Origin of the sequence: Klebsiella sp. 10982, assembly GCF_048589245.1 — a bacterium.
In the GTDB taxonomy this organism is placed as follows: Bacteria; Pseudomonadota; Gammaproteobacteria; order Enterobacterales; family Enterobacteriaceae; genus Klebsiella; species Klebsiella quasivariicola.
Map to the genome: position 1 here is coordinate 13992 of NZ_JBMAXV010000007.1, position 15553 is coordinate 29544.

Sequence of the window (15553 nt, forward strand, 5' to 3'; positions counted from 1 at the left end):
ATCCCCTGCAGCGTATGTGAATTTTTAATAGAGAACAGAATCAATGGATAAATTCCGTGTTCAGGGGCCGACTCGCCTACAGGGCGAAGTCACCATCTCCGGTGCAAAAAACGCCGCCCTGCCAATCCTCTTTTCCGCGCTGCTTGCTGAAGAGCCGGTAGAGATCCAGAACGTACCTAAGCTGAAAGACATCGATACCACCATGAAGCTGCTGAGCCAGCTGGGCGCGAAGGTTGAGCGTAATGGTTCGGTATGGATTGACGCCGGCCCGGTCGACGTATTCTGTGCTCCATACGATTTGGTTAAAACCATGCGCGCTTCTATCTGGGCGCTGGGCCCGCTGGTGGCGCGTTTTGGTCAGGGACAAGTGTCTCTGCCAGGCGGTTGCGCCATTGGCGCGCGTCCGGTCGATCTGCACATTAGTGGGCTGGAGCAGCTGGGTGCCGAGATCAAACTGGAAGAAGGTTATGTCAAAGCCTCGGTTAACGGTCGCCTGAAAGGCGCGCATATCGTGATGGATAAGGTGAGCGTCGGCGCCACCGTCACCATCATGAGCGCGGCGACCCTCGCGGAGGGGACGACGATTATTGAAAACGCCGCTCGCGAGCCAGAGATCGTCGATACCGCGAATTTCCTTAACGCGCTGGGCGCCAAAATTACCGGTCAGGGCACCGACCGCATCACTATCGAAGGCGTGCAGCGTCTGGGTGGCGGCGTATACCGTGTACTGCCGGACCGTATCGAAACCGGTACTTTCCTGGTCGCGGCGGCGATTTCTGGCGGTAAGATCCTTTGCCGTAACGCGCAGCCAGATACCCTGGATGCCGTACTGGCGAAGCTGCGCGACGCCGGGGCTGACATCGAAACGGGCGAAGACTGGATCAGCCTTGATATGCACGGCAACCGTCCAAAAGCGGTTAACGTACGTACTGCACCACACCCGGGGTTCCCGACCGATATGCAGGCTCAGTTCACGTTGCTTAACCTGGTAGCGGAAGGGACCGGCGTGATCACCGAAACGATCTTTGAAAACCGCTTCATGCACATTCCGGAACTGATCCGTATGGGCGCGCACGCGGAGATCGAGAGCAATACCGCTATCTGTCACGGCGTGAAGCAGCTTTCGGGCGCCCAGGTAATGGCGACCGATTTGCGCGCATCGGCGAGCCTCGTGCTGGCAGGCTGCATCGCTGAGGGGACTACTATCGTCGATCGCATCTACCACATCGATCGTGGCTATGAGCGTATCGAAGATAAACTGCAGGCGCTGGGTGCCAATATTCAGCGCGTGAAGGGCGAGTAACCGCGTCCTGGCAGTGACCCCGTGACGATGGTCCGGGGTCACTGTCAATCAATCACATCACTTGTTCATCTTCTTCTGACGCATCATCTGCGTTCTGTCAATAAACTCATGAGTCACGGGGTCGTGGTAGCGCGATGGCCAGATGACCCATGGCTGCGTTTCCAGCGCCGTGGCGATAATCAATTCGCCTTTCGGCCAGGGGCGGGTCAGGGCGTTCGCCAGCGTTGAAGAACTCAGGCCGTGCCGTCGCGACTCTGCTGCCAGCGATGTTCCCCGTTTACGTAATCCGGCAACAATATCTGCGGGATGCCAGTCGATGAACTTATCCATAAATTCTCCTGGTGTTTAAGGTCCAGATCGTCCCACATGGGCGATAGTGACACTATACCCGCGTACTATGTAAGGTTCTAACAAGTTCTGTTAAAGAGCCGGAATATTCAGAATGTATCAAGGTATTCGGAAGTTTAGGGTGAGAAGTGGGGTTTTATTGGAACTTTCCCGCGCTTTGCGCGGGAAGGGAGAGCAGTACTAGTGATCGCGCTGGACCGCGATATGCGCCAGTCCGATCAAGGCTTCACGCCAGGGCGTGTCCGGGAGGATCTGCAACGCGGCAATGGCTTTGTCCGCTTCTTCTTCGGCACGCTTCTGCGTCCACTCCAGCGAACCGCAGGTGGCCATCGTTTCCAGCACGGCATCCAGCAGATGACGGCCATTACCCTGTTCGATCGCCCCACGGATCATCGCCGATTGATCGGGCGTTCCGTGGTGCATGGCGTGCAGCAGCGGCAGCGTCGGTTTACCCTCGTTCAGGTCATCGCCGACGTTTTTACCGAGCCGCTCGCCGTCGGAACTGTAGTCGAGTAAATCGTCGATCAGCTGGAAAGCGGTGCCGAGATAGCGGCCATAATCCTGCAACGCGCGCTCTTCTTCCGCAGAGCAATCGGCCAGCAGGCCCGCACACTGGGAGGCTGCCTCAAACAGGCGCGCCGTCTTGCTGTAGATGACGCGCATGTAGTTCTCTTCCGTAATATCCGGGTCATTGACGTTCATCAGCTGCAGCACTTCGCCTTCGGCAATGACGTTCACGGCTTCCGACATAACTTCGAGGATCTTCAGTGAGCCCAGCTGGGTCATCATCTGGAAGGCGCGGGTATAGATAAAATCGCCCACTAACACGCTGGCGGCATTGCCAAACGCCGCATTGGCCGTGGCTTTGCCGCGACGCATATCTGACTCATCGACGACGTCGTCATGCAGCAAGGTGGCGGTATGAATAAATTCAATCAGCGCAGCAATAGTGACATGCGCGCTCCCCTGATAGCCCACCGCGCGTGCGGCGAGCACAGCAATCATCGGGCGAATGCGTTTGCCGCCGCCACTGACGATGTAATAGCCTAACTGATTGATAAGCTGAACATCGGAGTTGAGTTGCTCAAGAATCGTCGCATTGACACCCGCCATATCTTGCGCGGTTAACTCATTGATTTTTTCTAAATTCATCGCAAAAGCCGGGCCAAATGTCCTGTTACCATGAATCCAGGTGGGATCACAGAAGGATTAAGACAGAATTAAAAGAAGATATGATTGTACTTAAAAATTGCCGTAGATAAACGTTGTCGTGAGAGTTGTGTTTTTTTTCTGCATTGATCGCTGATCGCTCTTGTCAAAGGCTCGCGTTTTGCGTAATATTCGCGCCCTATTGTGAATATTTATAGCGCACTCTGAATCACACAAAGAGGTGCGCGGAAGCGGAGTTTTATATGTACGCGGTTTTCCAAAGTGGTGGTAAACAACACCGAGTAAGCGAAGGTCAGACCGTTCGCCTGGAAAAGCTGGACATCGCAACTGGCGAAGCTGTTGAATTCGCTGAAGTGCTGATGATCGCAAACGGTGAAGAAATCAAGATCGGCGTTCCTTTCGTTGAGGGCGGCGTAATCAAAGCTGAAGTTGTTGCCCACGGTCGTGGCGAGAAAGTTAAAATCGTTAAGTTTCGTCGTCGTAAACACTATCGTAAGCAGCAGGGCCATCGTCAGTGGTTCACTGATGTGAAAATCACTGGCATCAGCGCCTAAGACCTGAGGAGTAGATTTAAATGGCACATAAAAAGGCTGGCGGCTCGACTCGTAACGGTCGCGATTCAGAAGCTAAACGTCTGGGCGTAAAACGTTTCGGCGGTGAAGCAGTTCTGGCAGGTAGCATCATCGTTCGTCAACGTGGTACCAAATTCCACGCTGGCACCAACGTTGGTTGCGGCCGTGACCACACTCTGTTCGCTTTGACTGACGGTAAAGTCAAGTTCGAAGTTAAAGGCCCGAAAAACCGTAAATTCATCAGCATCGTTGCTGAATAAGTTTTTCGCGTCCCGGTAACGGATGAAAGCCCCGCAACACGTTGCGGGGCTTTTTACATTCGTCTACTGGAAAATTGTTGCAGGGAAACAGGCATGAAGCAGCAGGCTGGGATTGGCATTATTCTGGCGCTCACCACCGCCATGTGTTGGGGAGCGTTGCCGATTGCGATGAAGCAGGTTCTTGAAGTGATGGCGCCGCCTACGGTGGTGTTTTATCGCTTTCTGATGGCCAGCATTGGGCTTGGTGCTATCCTCGCGATTAAAGGCAAGCTGCCGCCGCTGCGGATTTTCCGCAAGCCGCGCTGGCTGGTGTTATTAGCGATTGCCACCGGCGGCCTGTTCGGTAACTTCATTCTGTTCAGTTCCTCCCTGCAATACCTCAGCCCCACGGCATCTCAGGTCATCGGCCAGCTATCGCCGGTGGGCATGATGGTGGCTAGCGTCGTAATCCTGAAAGAGCGCATGCGCGGCACCCAGGTGGTGGGTGCGTTGATGTTGCTCAGCGGGCTGGTGATGTTCTTCAACACCAGCCTGATTGAAATCTTTACCCGTCTCACGGATTACACGTGGGGGGTAATTTTCGGCGTCGCTGCCGCAACGGTGTGGGTAAGCTATGGCGTCGCGCAAAAGGTGTTATTGCGCCGTCTGGCATCACAGCAGATACTATTTTTGCTGTACACTTTATGTACGATTGCATTACTGCCGCTTGCTGAGCCCGGAGTGATTTCCCGGTTAAGCAGCTGGCAACTGGCATGCCTGATTTTTTGCGGGCTCAATACCCTGGTCGGCTACGGGGCGCTGGCGGAAGCCATGGCGCGCTGGCAGGCGGCGCAGGTCAGCGCGTTAATCACCTTGACGCCACTGTTTACGCTACTGTTTTCTGATTTATTATCAATGGCCTGGCCCGATGTTTTCGCCAGACCGATGTTAAACCTGATTGGTTATCTCGGTGCGTTTGTCGTGGTTGCGGGCGCGATGTATTCCGCCATCGGCCATCGCCTTTGGGGGCGTTGGCGTAAGCGAGAGGCGGTAGTACCGCTGCCCCGCTCAGGCGAATGATTTACGGAGAGTAAAATGAAGTTTGTAGATGAAGCAACGATCCTGGTCGTAGCAGGTGACGGCGGTAATGGTTGCGTGAGCTTCCGCCGCGAAAAATATATTCCGAAAGGCGGTCCGGACGGCGGCGATGGCGGTGACGGCGGCGACGTCTGGCTGGAAGCGGACGAGAACCTGAACACCCTGATCGACTACCGTTTTGAAAAATCTTTCCGCGCTGAACGCGGGCAGAATGGTCAAAGCCGCGATTGTACCGGTAAGCGCGGTAAAGACGTGACGGTAAAAGTGCCGGTCGGGACCCGGGTTATCGACCAGGGCACCGGCGAGACCATGGGCGATATGACCAAACACGGTCAGCGTCTGATGGTGGCGAAAGGTGGCTGGCACGGGCTGGGCAACACCCGTTTTAAATCATCCGTTAACCGTACCCCGCGTCAGAAGACCATGGGTACCCCGGGGGATAAGCGCGACCTGCAACTGGAGCTGATGCTGCTGGCCGACGTCGGGATGCTGGGAATGCCGAATGCCGGTAAATCCACCTTCATCCGCGCGGTCTCCGCTGCCAAGCCGAAAGTGGCTGACTATCCGTTTACCACCCTGGTGCCAAGCCTGGGCGTGGTACGTATGGACAACGAGAAGAGCTTCGTGGTCGCCGATATCCCGGGGCTGATTGAAGGCGCAGCGGAAGGCGCAGGCCTCGGTATCCGCTTCCTCAAGCACCTTGAGCGCTGCCGCGTACTGCTGCACCTCATCGATATCGATCCGATTGACGGCTCCGATCCTGTTGAGAACGCGCGCATTATCATCGGCGAGCTGGAGAAGTACAGTGAGAAGCTAGCTTCTAAACCCCGTTGGTTAGTCTTCAACAAGATTGACCTGATGGACAAAGCGGAAGCTGAAGCCAAAGCGAAGGCAATTGCCGAAGCGCTGGGTTGGGAAGAGAAATTCTACCTGATCTCTGCGGCCAGCCAGCAGGGTGTTAAAGATCTGTGCTGGGACGTAATGACCTTTATCATCGAAAACCCTATCGTCCAGGCGGAAGAAGAGCAGAAGCCGGAGAAAGTCGAGTTTATGTGGGACGACTATCACCGTCAGCAGCTTGAAGAGGCCGAAGCCGAAGCGGAAGATGACGAAGACTGGGATGACGACTGGGATGAAGACGACGAAGAAGGCGTCGAATTCATCTACAAACGCTAATCCTGACTTCTCTGGATCAAAAAGGGCCGCATCTGATGCGGCCCTTTTGTTTTAGTTGTTCTGGTACAAATCTTTATACAGCCGGCTTTCAAAGCGCACCAGCGGAATGCGGCGGTTGCGCTGGTCGGCGGGTTCCACCGCATAGCCGGAGAGATATTGCACAAAGGCTACTTTTTGTCCGCTGGCGGTAGTGATGAAGCCTGCGAGGTTGTAAACCCCCTGCAGCGACCCTGTTTTCGCTGAGACTTTACCATCCACGCCCGCCTGATGGAGACCGGCGCGATATTGCAGCGATCCGTCGTGGCCCGCCAGCGGCAGCATGGAGATGAAGTTGAGCTCGGTATCGTGCTGAGCGATATACTGCAGCACCTGCATCATGGTTGCCGGAGCGATCAGGTTGTGGCGCGACAGGCCAGAGCCGTCGGCGATGATCGTATTGCCGAGATCGACCCCAGCCTGTTGACGCAGGATCTGGCGTACGGCATCGGATCCTGCCCGCCAGGTGCCTGGTACGCCGAAGCGGGCGTGGCCGATAGTACGAAAAACGGTGTCGGCAATCATGTTGTCTGATTTCTTCAGCATGATCCGCAGCAGATCGTGCAGAGGGGCCGACTGGGTGGTGGCTAATACCGTTCCGGGATCATTGGCCAGCGTCTGGCGCAGCAGCGTGCCGCTATAGCTGATCCCCGCCTGAGTCAGCTCCGCTTTGAGGATCGCCCCGGCGTAGCTGGCGCCATCCTGAATGGCGAAGGCCAGCGGCAGCGGCTCGCTACGCTGTGGCAGACAGCCGGTGAGGGTATAGCGGTTCAGGTCCCCCGGTACCACGTCCAGCTCGCAATACTGCGCTTCTGAGGAGCCGCGTGCCAGCGTCCGTACCTGGCTGAACATGGTGACTGGATAATAGGACGCAACGCGAATGAAGGCCAAATCGCCAGGCTTCTGCGCGCTATACAACGAAATGGAGAAGCAGTTGCGGTCGACAATCGCCGCCGCAGGTGGGGCGCTGAAGCACTGCGTCAGGTCGTTCCATGGCCATCCCGGCGCTTTATCGTGGCTGGCGAAAACCGAAGTATCGATGAGCACATTGCCTTCGATACGCTGTACGCCGGCTTTTTTCAGCGTCGCCACCATGTTGCGAATATCCTGCCGCTTGAGCGTCGGGTCGCCGCCGAAGCGGGCGATCAGATCCCCTTTCAGCACACCGCCGTCCAGAGAGCCTTTGGTTTCCAGCGTGGTGGTGAAGCGAAAATCGGGCCCCAGTTGCAGCAGCGCCGCCAGCGCGGTGATGACCTTTTGCGTACTGGCCGGAAGCGCCATTTGCTGACTGTGATAGTCAATTTCCGGCGTCGATGCACCGACCTTCTGCGCCATAAAGGCAAGGTTCGCACCGGCGGGAAGCTGGTTGATGTACTCGTCAATATTCGCTGCCTGCGCGTTAAGCGCTATACCGGCAGTCAATCCGATGATAAATCTGGGAAATCGCATAATCTCGCGCTAACAACCTGAAGCCAGGCCGTCATACTACGGTGCAACGCCCGGTAAAGTAAACGATGACCCGTAAGGAACTTCGGGGTAAAATACCTATCAAATGAAAAATTGCTGCTGACCTGGGGAGTGTTTCCCGGGTCGGTTTCTTTTTGCTCGTGTCCTGCCTGTGGGCAGGGCAGGTGGCGGAGCGGAACCGTCCGTTCCCTGAAGGAATGATAAAGAGGTATAACTAATGCAAGCGATTCCGATGACCTTACGTGGCGCTGAGAAACTGCGCGAAGAACTGGATTACCTGAAGTCTGTGCGTCGCCCTGAAATCATTGCCGCTATTGCTGAGGCCCGTGAACACGGCGATTTGAAAGAGAATGCTGAGTACCACGCCGCGCGTGAGCAGCAGGGCTTCTGCGAGGGGCGTATTAAGGATATCGAAGCGAAGCTGTCCAATGCACAGGTTATCGATATCACCAAAATGCCGAACAATGGCCGGGTGATTTTTGGTTCTACCGTCAGTGTGCTCAACCTTGATACCGATGAAGAACAGACCTACCGTATCGTGGGTGATGATGAGGCCGATTTTAAGCAGAATCTGATCTCCGTGAACTCGCCCATTGCCCGCGGCCTGATCGGTAAAGAGCAGGACGACGTCGTGACCATCCGCACGCCAGGCGGTGAAGTGGAATACGAAATTATTAAGGTCGAGTACCTTTAAGGCGTATTTCCCGCTACGATGTTGATAGATTGTAAAGAAAGGAAAAAGGCCGCATAGCGGCCTTTTATCAACATCCGGAGCATGGCATTTTGCTCGCCTGACCGCAGAAAACCCTCGTTTTACACAAAGTTGTGTCTTGAACCAGGATATTCTTAGCGTGGCAGCGAGATTTTACGCTCGTTAGTCGGGCGATACAGAACCAGCGTTTTACCGATGACCTGTACGTTGCAGGCGCCGGTTTCGCGTACGATAGCTTCCACGATCAGGGCTTTAGTTTCGCGATCTTCCGAGGCGATCTTCACCTTGATGAGCTCATGGTGCTCTAACGCTTGTTCAATCTCGGCCAGTACCCCTTCGGTCAAACCATTGTTGCCAAGCATAACTACCGGCTTGAGCGGATGTGCCAGACCTTTCAGGTGCTGTTTTTGTTTAGTACTCAGATTCATCGTATTTTTTTGCTTACGTTGGGATTGAAAACGGGTCATTCTACCGCCATCTCCCATATATCGCCAAACTACCGCGTCGATTTTTACGCAGTTAAGTACGATGAACCCGAACGGGAATGTTAAATGACAGGTAAAAAGCGTTCTGCCAGCTCGAGCCGCTGGCTTCAGGAACACTTTAGCGATAAATATGTTCAACAGGCACAGAAAAAGGGGTTACGTTCCCGTGCCTGGTTTAAACTTGATGAAATACAGCAAAGTGACAAAATTTTTAAACCGGGGATGACTATCGTCGACCTCGGCGCTGCTCCCGGTGGCTGGTCGCAGTATGCGGTCACGCAGATCGGCAACAGCGGCCGCATCATCGCTTGCGATCTTTTACCAATGGATCCAATCGTTGGTGTGGACTTCCTTCAGGGCGATTTTCGTGATGAATTAGTCCTGAAAGCGTTACTTGAGCGCGTAGGTGACAGTAAAGTACAAGTTGTCATGTCCGATATGGCACCAAATATGTGCGGAACACCGGCGGTGGATATTCCCCGGGCCATGTATCTGGTTGAGCTGGCGCTTGAAATGTCTCGTGATGTATTGGCGCCAGGTGGTAGTTTTGTAGTGAAGGTGTTCCAGGGCGAAGGCTTCGATGAGTATCTTAGAGAAATTCGCTCCCTGTTTACGAAGGTCAAAGTTCGTAAGCCGGACTCTTCCCGCGCTCGTTCGCGTGAAGTGTATATTGTAGCGACCGGGCGTAAACCATAACCGGCAGATTTCAAACGAAAGTTTGAAAGAAACTGGATATAGAGTATCCTGACGCTGTTTTTAACACAGTTGTAATAAGAGGTTAATCCCTTGAGTGACATGGCGAAAAACCTAATACTCTGGCTGGTCATTGCCGTTGTGCTAATGTCAGTATTTCAGAGCTTTGGGCCCAGCGAGTCGAATGGCCGCAAGGTGGATTATTCTACCTTCCTGCAAGAGGTCAATCAGGACCAGGTTCGCGAAGCGCGTATCAACGGACGTGAGATCAACGTTACCAAGAAAGATAGTAACCGTTACACGACTTACATTCCGGTTAACGATCCGAAGCTGCTCGATAACCTGTTGACTAAAAACGTCAAAGTTGTTGGCGAACCACCAGAAGAGCCGAGCCTGCTGGCTTCCATCTTCATCTCCTGGTTCCCAATGCTGCTGTTGATCGGCGTCTGGATCTTCTTTATGCGGCAAATGCAGGGCGGCGGCGGAAAGGGCGCGATGTCCTTCGGCAAAAGCAAAGCCCGTATGTTGACGGAAGACCAGATCAAAACCACTTTTGCAGACGTTGCCGGGTGTGACGAAGCGAAAGAGGAAGTCGGCGAGCTGGTGGAATACCTGCGTGAGCCGAGCCGTTTCCAGAAGCTGGGCGGTAAGATCCCGAAAGGCGTCCTGATGGTCGGTCCTCCGGGTACCGGTAAAACGCTGCTGGCGAAAGCGATCGCTGGTGAAGCGAAGGTACCGTTCTTTACCATTTCCGGTTCTGACTTCGTAGAAATGTTCGTTGGTGTTGGTGCATCTCGTGTGCGTGACATGTTCGAACAGGCTAAGAAAGCAGCGCCTTGCATCATCTTCATCGATGAAATCGACGCCGTCGGCCGCCAGCGTGGCGCAGGCCTTGGCGGTGGTCACGATGAACGTGAGCAGACCCTGAACCAGATGCTGGTTGAGATGGACGGCTTCGAAGGTAACGAAGGTATCATCGTTATCGCGGCGACTAACCGTCCGGATGTTCTTGACCCTGCGCTGTTGCGTCCGGGCCGCTTTGACCGCCAGGTGGTGGTTGGCTTACCGGATGTTCGCGGTCGTGAGCAGATCCTGAAAGTGCACATGCGTCGCGTACCGCTGGCGCCGGATATCGATGCGGCAATCATTGCGCGCGGTACCCCGGGCTTCTCCGGTGCGGACCTGGCCAACCTGGTCAACGAAGCGGCGCTGTTTGCTGCCCGCGGCAACAAACGCGTGGTATCGATGGTTGAGTTCGAGAAAGCGAAAGACAAAATCATGATGGGTGCGGAACGTCGCTCCATGGTGATGACGGAAGCGCAGAAAGAATCGACCGCTTACCATGAAGCGGGCCATGCGATTATCGGCCGTCTGGTGCCGGAACACGATCCGGTCCATAAAGTGACGATTATCCCGCGTGGTCGTGCGCTGGGCGTGACTTTCTTCCTGCCGGAAGGCGACGCGATCAGCGCCAGCCGTCAGAAACTGGAAAGCCAGATCTCCACCCTGTACGGCGGTCGTCTGGCGGAAGAGATTATCTACGGTCCGGAACATGTTTCTACCGGTGCGTCCAACGACATTAAAGTGGCGACGAACCTGGCGCGTAACATGGTGACCCAGTGGGGCTTCTCCGACAAACTCGGTCCGCTGCTGTATGCAGAAGAAGAGGGGGAAGTCTTCCTCGGTCGTAGCGTAGCGAAAGCGAAGCATATGTCCGATGAAACCGCACGTATCATCGACCAGGAAGTGAAATCGCTGATCGAGCGTAACTACGGTCGTGCTCGCCAGCTGCTGAACGACAACATGGACATTCTGCACGCGATGAAAGATGCGCTCATGAAGTATGAGACCATCGATGCGCCGCAGATTGACGACCTGATGGCTCGTCGCGATGTTCGTCCGCCAGCGGGTTGGGAAGAACCGGGTTCTTCTAATAACTCTGACAACAATGGCACGCCTCGTGCGCCGCGTCCGGTTGATGAACCGCGTACGCCGAACCCGGGCAACACCATGTCAGAGCAGCTGGGCGACAAGTAAGCTACCGCTGTTGATGTCTTGTTTTAACCTTAAAACCCCGGGGCGCCCGCTCCGGGGTTTTTCTTTTTTAACCTCTTCAGTCTCAGGGATTTTGTGATGAAACTTGTAGCCCAGGGCTCAACCCTCGATCTCTCTCATCCCCACGTGATGGGCATCCTTAATGTGACGCCGGACTCTTTCTCCGATGGCGGCGCACACAATTCGCTAATTGAGGCGGTGAAGCATGCCAATCTGATGATCAACGCCGGCGCGACCATCATTGATATCGGCGGTGAATCGACGCGGCCAGGGGCGGCGGAGGTCAGTGTGGAAGAGGAGCTGGAGCGAGTGATCCCGGTCGTTGAAGCGATCGCTCAGCGTTTTGAAGTGTGGATCTCGGTAGACACCTCCAAGGCGGAGGTTATTCGTGAATCTTCCCGGGCTGGGGCGCATATCATTAACGATATACGTTCGCTAACTGAACCAGGCGCGCTGCAGGCCGCCGCGGATACCGGGCTGCCGGTCTGTCTGATGCATATGCAAGGACAGCCGAAAACCATGCAGGAGGCGCCGAAGTATGAAGACGTCTTCGCGGATGTTGAGCGCTTTTTTACCGAACACATTGTGCGCTGCGAGCAGGCGGGGATCGCAAAAGAAAAATTGCTGCTCGACCCGGGATTCGGTTTCGGTAAAAATCTCTCCCATAATTACCAACTGTTGGCGAGACTGGGGGAGTTTCATCACTTTGGTCTGCCGCTGCTGGTCGGTATGTCGCGGAAGTCGATGGTAGGTCAGTTGCTGAACGTCGGGCCGTCAGAGCGGCTGAACGGCAGCCTGGCGTGTGCCGTCATTGCAGCAATGCAGGGCGCGCAGATTATTCGCGTCCATGATGTCAAAGAAACGGTAGAAGCGCTGCGCGTGGTGGAAGCCACTCTCGCCGCTAAGGGAAAAAAACGTTATGAGTAACCGCAAGTATTTTGGCACCGATGGTATTCGTGGCCGCGTCGGCGATGCGCCGATCACGCCGGAATTTGTACTTAAGCTGGGTTGGGCGGCAGGCAAAGTGTTAGCGCGCCACGGCTCGCGTAAAATTATTATCGGCAAGGATACCCGTATTTCGGGTTATATGCTGGAGTCTGCGCTGGAAGCCGGACTGGCGGCGGCGGGGCTCTCTGCGTCGTTCACCGGACCTATGCCGACACCGGCCATCGCCTATCTGACGCGTGCGTTTCGCGCTGAGGCGGGGATCGTTATCTCCGCTTCTCATAACCCTTTCTACGACAACGGCATTAAATTCTTCTCCATTGAGGGTACCAAGCTGCCGGATGATGTCGAAGAGGCGATTGAAGCCGAAATGGAGAAAGAACTCACCTGCGTGGATTCGGCTGAGCTGGGTAAAGCCAGCCGTATCGTCGATGCGGCGGGGCGCTACATTGAATTCTGTAAGGGCACCTTTCCCAACGAACTGAGCCTGGGTACGCTGAAAGTGGTTGTGGACTGTGCACATGGTGCAACCTACCACATCGCTCCTAATGTTTTCCGCGAACTGGGTGCCCAGGTTATCGCGATGGGTTGCGAGCCTGACGGCCTTAACATCAACGAAGAGGTCGGGGCCACCGACGTGCGGGCGCTGCAGGCGCGGGTACTGGCGGAAAAAGCCGATCTGGGCATTGCCTACGACGGCGATGGCGATCGCGTGATCATGGTTGACCATGAAGGCAATAAAGTCGATGGCGACCAGATCCTCTACATCATTGCCCGGGAAGGGCTGCGTCAGGGTCAGCTGCGCGGTGGCGCCGTTGGTACCCTGATGAGTAATATGGGGCTGGAGCTGGCGCTCAAGCAGTTAGGCATCCCATTTGCCCGCGCCAAGGTTGGTGACCGCTATGTACTGGAGATGCTCCAGGAAAAAGGCTGGCGTATCGGCGCGGAAAACTCCGGTCATGTGATCTTGCTGGATAAAACCACTACCGGTGACGGCATTGTTGCCAGCCTGCAGGTGGTCGCGGCGATGGTACGTAATCATATGAGCCTGCATGACCTGTGCAGTGGCATGAAGATGTTCCCTCAGCTGCTGGTGAATGTGCGTTTTACCGAGGGCAGCGGTAACCCTCTGGAAAACGAACATGTGAAAGCGGTGACCGCTGAAGTGGAAGCGGCGTTAGGTAAACGCGGCCGTGTCCTGCTGCGTAAATCGGGAACGGAGCCGTTGATCCGCGTCATGGTCGAAGGTGAGCATGAAGATCAGGTGCACGAGTTCGCGCACCGTATCGCCGAAGCGGTAAAAAGCGTTTAGCGTTGCCGGCTAAGTGGTTAAAAAGGCGGCGCTTGCCGCCTTTTTTATGATCGAAAACCGGCTTTTTGCTGTTTTTTTCTGCAGTTGATACAATGTGTCGAAATTGCCCTTGCGAAGGTCATTCGCTTTGGTTAGTATTCACACCCGCTTCAGTGGGAAACGTTAAAACGTCCCGCTTTATTGGTCGAAGCACTTGGTATGCGGCGAATCCGCAAGGAACAGGTTGATTATGTACGAAGCTCTTTTGGTTGTTTTCCTTATTGTAGCGATTGGCCTTGTAGGTCTGGTTATGCTGCAGCAAGGTAAAGGCGCTGATATGGGAGCCTCCTTCGGTGCAGGCGCTTCCGGCACACTGTTTGGGTCCAGCGGTTCTGGTAACTTCATGACCCGTATGACCGGCATCCTGGCTGCGCTGTTCTTCATCATCAGTCTGGCGCTGGGTAACATCAACAGCAACAAGACCAATAAAGGAAGTGAGTGGGATAACCTGAGCGCACCGAAAACGGAGCAAACTCAGCCAACTGCGCCGGCTCAGCCGAGCAGCGATATCCCGCACTAAGTATTCTGTACCGAGGTGGTGGAATTGGTAGACACGCTACCTTGAGGTGGTAGTGCCCTAACGGGCTTGTGGGTTCGAGTCCCATCCTCGGTACCAATATTCCAGAAAAAAGACGCTGAAAAGCGTCTTTTTTTGTTTTTATCCTCGCTGGCCGTTTATTTATAAACATCTCTTCGCTGGTTCCCTCCTTTTACTGTCGTTAAAGTCGCCTCGTCAAATTAACAGAGGTGAAGTGACACAATGAACAAGATCGGGTTGCTTATCGTCGCCGGCGTGCTCGGTTTAGCGGGGTGTAGTTCAACATCGCCATCCCAAACGGTAGAGACCATTAATGCGCTTACCGTACCGGTATCGCACAGTGAGCCTGGGATTACGACGAACAATGCCCAGGTGGTGACTCGCTATTTCCAGGACAATACGGCACTGATCGGGCGTCTTAACCATTCGTTGAAAAGTCATTATTTGCAGGATGTGGTGCCTCGCGATGTGTTCGACAGACATAGCGAGGCGTATCAGGTATATGGCGCTTTGACCCGTCTGGAGCAGATGGCGTCCATGAATGAGGTTTATCGGAAAGAGAATAATGTGGCTGGTTTGCAGGAGATCAACCGCGTGTTGAAGACCGTGCCGTTGGCCAGCTGAGATAAGACAGGGACTGCCGGACGGCAATCCCTGCGAAGAGTTAAAAGCGGAAGTTAACCCCGGCGTAAGCGCCATCTGCCAGGGTGTTGTCGCGATTGCCCTCTTTCCCTGCCATATCAATATAGCGATAGCCGGCTTCGATATTCAGCGACGGGAGCACGTTAAGGCGTACCCCGGCATTGGCCTCCACATAATCCTCAACGCCGCTGGACATTGAGTCCGGCGAGTAATAACCCTCGCCGAAGAGCGTGAAGTACTGACCGAGGGGGAGTTCTGCGCCGCCACCGGCGGCGATGGCGTAACCTTCATCACCATCTTTGGGGTTCAGGTAGACCCCCTTACCGCCCAGGGTCATCAGAAAGGGGCCAAGGGTAAAGTTGTAACCCATGCCCAGCCCTACGCTATCTCCGTCATTGTCACTGTGGGCCCACTGGGTATTGAATGACATCCCCGGTTCCCCGGCGCCAAAGCTGGCGGACAGGTTGGTGAACTCGGCACCGGCTTCACCATGCAGGTTCACGGATGCGCAGGCGGCGCTGCTGGTCCCCAAAGCGATCATCACGGCCACCATTTTTGCAGCAATAGACTTCATTGTTGAATTCCTTCAGATAAAAAAAAGCCCGATACGGGCGTTCGGGCAAAATTAACGGGTTCTTGGATCTCATCATTATGGTCGAGGCAGGCGGCAGGTGAGGGGATTAACTCACGCTACCGCTGCTCACGCCTGGCCGATTTCCGGTT

At 54.9% G+C, this 15553-nt stretch carries 17 protein-coding genes and 1 tRNA gene; 13 read left to right on the forward strand and 5 right to left on the reverse strand.

The annotated features are described in order from the left end of the window. Nucleotides 1–43 precede the first annotated feature (43 nt). Complete coding sequence (gene murA, locus ACKLKD_RS08200; protein WP_025712538.1) at nt 44–1303, forward strand: UDP-N-acetylglucosamine 1-carboxyvinyltransferase; 1260 nt, start codon at nt 44–46, stop codon at nt 1301–1303. 57 nt (nt 1304–1360) lie between these two features. On the opposite strand, the gene sfsB is transcribed toward murA, so the two are convergent. Together sfsB and ispB are read right to left on the reverse strand one after the other, a co-directional pair. Further along, complete coding sequence (gene sfsB / locus ACKLKD_RS08205) at nt 1361–1633, reverse strand: DNA-binding transcriptional regulator SfsB (protein ID WP_025712537.1); 273 nt, start codon at nt 1631–1633, stop codon at nt 1361–1363. A 198-nt stretch (nt 1634–1831) separates the two neighbouring features. Then, nucleotides 1832–2803, reverse strand: a complete 972-nt coding sequence (gene ispB, locus ACKLKD_RS08210; RefSeq protein WP_025712536.1) for an octaprenyl diphosphate synthase — start codon at nt 2801–2803, stop codon at nt 1832–1834. A gap of 260 nt (nt 2804–3063) precedes the next feature. On the opposite strand from ispB, the gene rplU reads away from it, so the two are divergent. From rplU to cgtA, 4 genes are all read left to right on the forward strand, one after another. Continuing rightward, nucleotides 3064–3375, forward strand: coding sequence for a 50S ribosomal protein L21 (gene rplU, locus ACKLKD_RS08215; protein WP_002918379.1), 312 nt, complete (start codon nt 3064–3066; stop codon nt 3373–3375). Between the two features lie 20 nt (nt 3376–3395). Next, nucleotides 3396–3653, forward strand: a complete 258-nt coding sequence (gene rpmA / locus ACKLKD_RS08220) for a 50S ribosomal protein L27 (protein WP_002434222.1) — start codon at nt 3396–3398, stop codon at nt 3651–3653. A gap of 93 nt (nt 3654–3746) precedes the next feature. Beyond that, complete coding sequence (locus ACKLKD_RS08225; RefSeq protein WP_004206187.1) at nt 3747–4712, forward strand: DMT family transporter; 966 nt, start codon at nt 3747–3749, stop codon at nt 4710–4712. A gap of 15 nt (nt 4713–4727) precedes the next feature. After that, the gene (cgtA, locus tag ACKLKD_RS08230; RefSeq protein ID WP_025712535.1) at nt 4728–5906 is read left to right on the forward strand and encodes an Obg family GTPase CgtA; all 1179 of its coding nucleotides are present in this window, start codon (nt 4728–4730) and stop codon (nt 5904–5906) included. A gap of 51 nt (nt 5907–5957) precedes the next feature. On the opposite strand, the gene dacB is transcribed toward cgtA, so the two are convergent. Continuing rightward, nucleotides 5958–7391, reverse strand: a complete 1434-nt coding sequence (gene dacB / locus ACKLKD_RS08235) for a serine-type D-Ala-D-Ala carboxypeptidase (protein WP_025712534.1) — start codon at nt 7389–7391, stop codon at nt 5958–5960. Between the two features lie 235 nt (nt 7392–7626). On the opposite strand from dacB, the gene greA reads away from it, so the two are divergent. Next, nucleotides 7627–8103, forward strand: coding sequence for a transcription elongation factor GreA (greA, locus tag ACKLKD_RS08240; protein ID WP_025712533.1), 477 nt, complete (start codon nt 7627–7629; stop codon nt 8101–8103). 152 nt (nt 8104–8255) lie between these two features. Here the strand turns inward: greA and yhbY are convergent, their stop codons facing one another. Further along, nucleotides 8256–8549: a ribosome assembly RNA-binding protein YhbY gene (yhbY, locus tag ACKLKD_RS08245; protein WP_025712532.1), complete on the reverse strand. Its 294-nt coding sequence runs from the start codon at nt 8547–8549 to the stop codon at nt 8256–8258. A 123-nt stretch (nt 8550–8672) separates the two neighbouring features. Between yhbY and rlmE the strand changes: the two genes are divergently transcribed. The 7 genes from rlmE to ACKLKD_RS08280 all read left to right on the forward strand — a co-directional run bounded on the left by rlmE (nt 8673) and on the right by ACKLKD_RS08280 (nt 14812). After that, on the forward strand, nt 8673–9302 hold the full coding sequence (rlmE, locus tag ACKLKD_RS08250) for a 23S rRNA (uridine(2552)-2'-O)-methyltransferase RlmE (protein WP_008806638.1): 630 nt from the start codon (nt 8673–8675) through the stop codon (nt 9300–9302). Between the two features lie 99 nt (nt 9303–9401). Further along, nucleotides 9402–11336 carry an ATP-dependent zinc metalloprotease FtsH gene (ftsH, locus tag ACKLKD_RS08255; protein WP_004206183.1) on the forward strand — a complete coding sequence of 645 codons (1935 nt, stop codon included), beginning with the start codon at nt 9402–9404 and terminating at the stop codon, nt 11334–11336. Nucleotides 11337–11432: 96 nt separating this feature from the next. Then, nucleotides 11433–12281, forward strand: coding sequence for a dihydropteroate synthase (folP, locus tag ACKLKD_RS08260; RefSeq protein ID WP_025712531.1), 849 nt, complete (start codon nt 11433–11435; stop codon nt 12279–12281). Beyond that, on the forward strand, nt 12274–13611 hold the full coding sequence (glmM, locus tag ACKLKD_RS08265) for a phosphoglucosamine mutase (RefSeq protein ID WP_002918370.1): 1338 nt from the start codon (nt 12274–12276) through the stop codon (nt 13609–13611). Before folP ends, glmM begins: the two co-directional genes overlap by 8 nt. A 229-nt stretch (nt 13612–13840) precedes the next feature. Then, complete coding sequence (secG, locus tag ACKLKD_RS08270) at nt 13841–14170, forward strand: preprotein translocase subunit SecG (protein ID WP_025712530.1); 330 nt, start codon at nt 13841–13843, stop codon at nt 14168–14170. A 9-nt stretch (nt 14171–14179) separates the two neighbouring features. After that, nucleotides 14180–14266, forward strand: a tRNA-Leu gene (locus ACKLKD_RS08275). Nucleotides 14267–14563: 297 nt separating this feature from the next. Then, nucleotides 14564–14812, forward strand: a complete 249-nt coding sequence (locus ACKLKD_RS08280) for a hypothetical protein (RefSeq protein ID WP_165931848.1) — start codon at nt 14564–14566, stop codon at nt 14810–14812. A 40-nt stretch (nt 14813–14852) separates the two neighbouring features. Here ACKLKD_RS08280 and ACKLKD_RS08285 read toward each other — a convergent pair whose 3' ends face one another. Continuing rightward, nucleotides 14853–15404: a YfaZ family outer membrane protein gene (locus tag ACKLKD_RS08285; protein ID WP_080924504.1), complete on the reverse strand. Its 552-nt coding sequence runs from the start codon at nt 15402–15404 to the stop codon at nt 14853–14855. Nucleotides 15405–15553 lie beyond the last annotated feature (149 nt).

What these genes read in the sequence shown, in the direction of transcription:
- ftsH (WP_004206183.1), top strand. Translation starts at nt 9,402, where the DNA reads ATGGCGAAAAACCTAATACTCTGGCTGGTCATTGCCGTTGTGCTAATG.
- rlmE (WP_008806638.1), top strand. Translation starts at nt 8,673, where the DNA reads ATGACAGGTAAAAAGCGTTCTGCCAGCTCGAGCCGCTGGCTTCAGGAA.
- folP (WP_025712531.1), top strand. Translation starts at nt 11,433, where the DNA reads ATGAAACTTGTAGCCCAGGGCTCAACCCTCGATCTCTCTCATCCCCAC.
- rpmA (WP_002434222.1), top strand. Translation starts at nt 3,396, where the DNA reads ATGGCACATAAAAAGGCTGGCGGCTCGACTCGTAACGGTCGCGATTCA.
- glmM (WP_002918370.1), top strand. Translation starts at nt 12,274, where the DNA reads ATGAGTAACCGCAAGTATTTTGGCACCGATGGTATTCGTGGCCGCGTC.
- murA (WP_025712538.1), top strand. Translation starts at nt 44, where the DNA reads ATGGATAAATTCCGTGTTCAGGGGCCGACTCGCCTACAGGGCGAAGTC.
- ACKLKD_RS08225 (WP_004206187.1), top strand. Translation starts at nt 3,747, where the DNA reads ATGAAGCAGCAGGCTGGGATTGGCATTATTCTGGCGCTCACCACCGCC.
- cgtA (WP_025712535.1), top strand. Translation starts at nt 4,728, where the DNA reads ATGAAGTTTGTAGATGAAGCAACGATCCTGGTCGTAGCAGGTGACGGC.
- greA (WP_025712533.1), top strand. Translation starts at nt 7,627, where the DNA reads ATGCAAGCGATTCCGATGACCTTACGTGGCGCTGAGAAACTGCGCGAA.
- yhbY (WP_025712532.1), bottom strand. Translation starts at nt 8,549, where the DNA reads ATGAATCTGAGTACTAAACAAAAACAGCACCTGAAAGGTCTGGCACAT.
- sfsB (WP_025712537.1), bottom strand. Translation starts at nt 1,633, where the DNA reads ATGGATAAGTTCATCGACTGGCATCCCGCAGATATTGTTGCCGGATTA.
- rplU (WP_002918379.1), top strand. Translation starts at nt 3,064, where the DNA reads ATGTACGCGGTTTTCCAAAGTGGTGGTAAACAACACCGAGTAAGCGAA.
- ispB (WP_025712536.1), bottom strand. Translation starts at nt 2,803, where the DNA reads ATGAATTTAGAAAAAATCAATGAGTTAACCGCGCAAGATATGGCGGGT.
- dacB (WP_025712534.1), bottom strand. Translation starts at nt 7,391, where the DNA reads ATGCGATTTCCCAGATTTATCATCGGATTGACTGCCGGTATAGCGCTT.
- secG (WP_025712530.1), top strand. Translation starts at nt 13,841, where the DNA reads ATGTACGAAGCTCTTTTGGTTGTTTTCCTTATTGTAGCGATTGGCCTT.
- ACKLKD_RS08285 (WP_080924504.1), bottom strand. Translation starts at nt 15,404, where the DNA reads ATGAAGTCTATTGCTGCAAAAATGGTGGCCGTGATGATCGCTTTGGGG.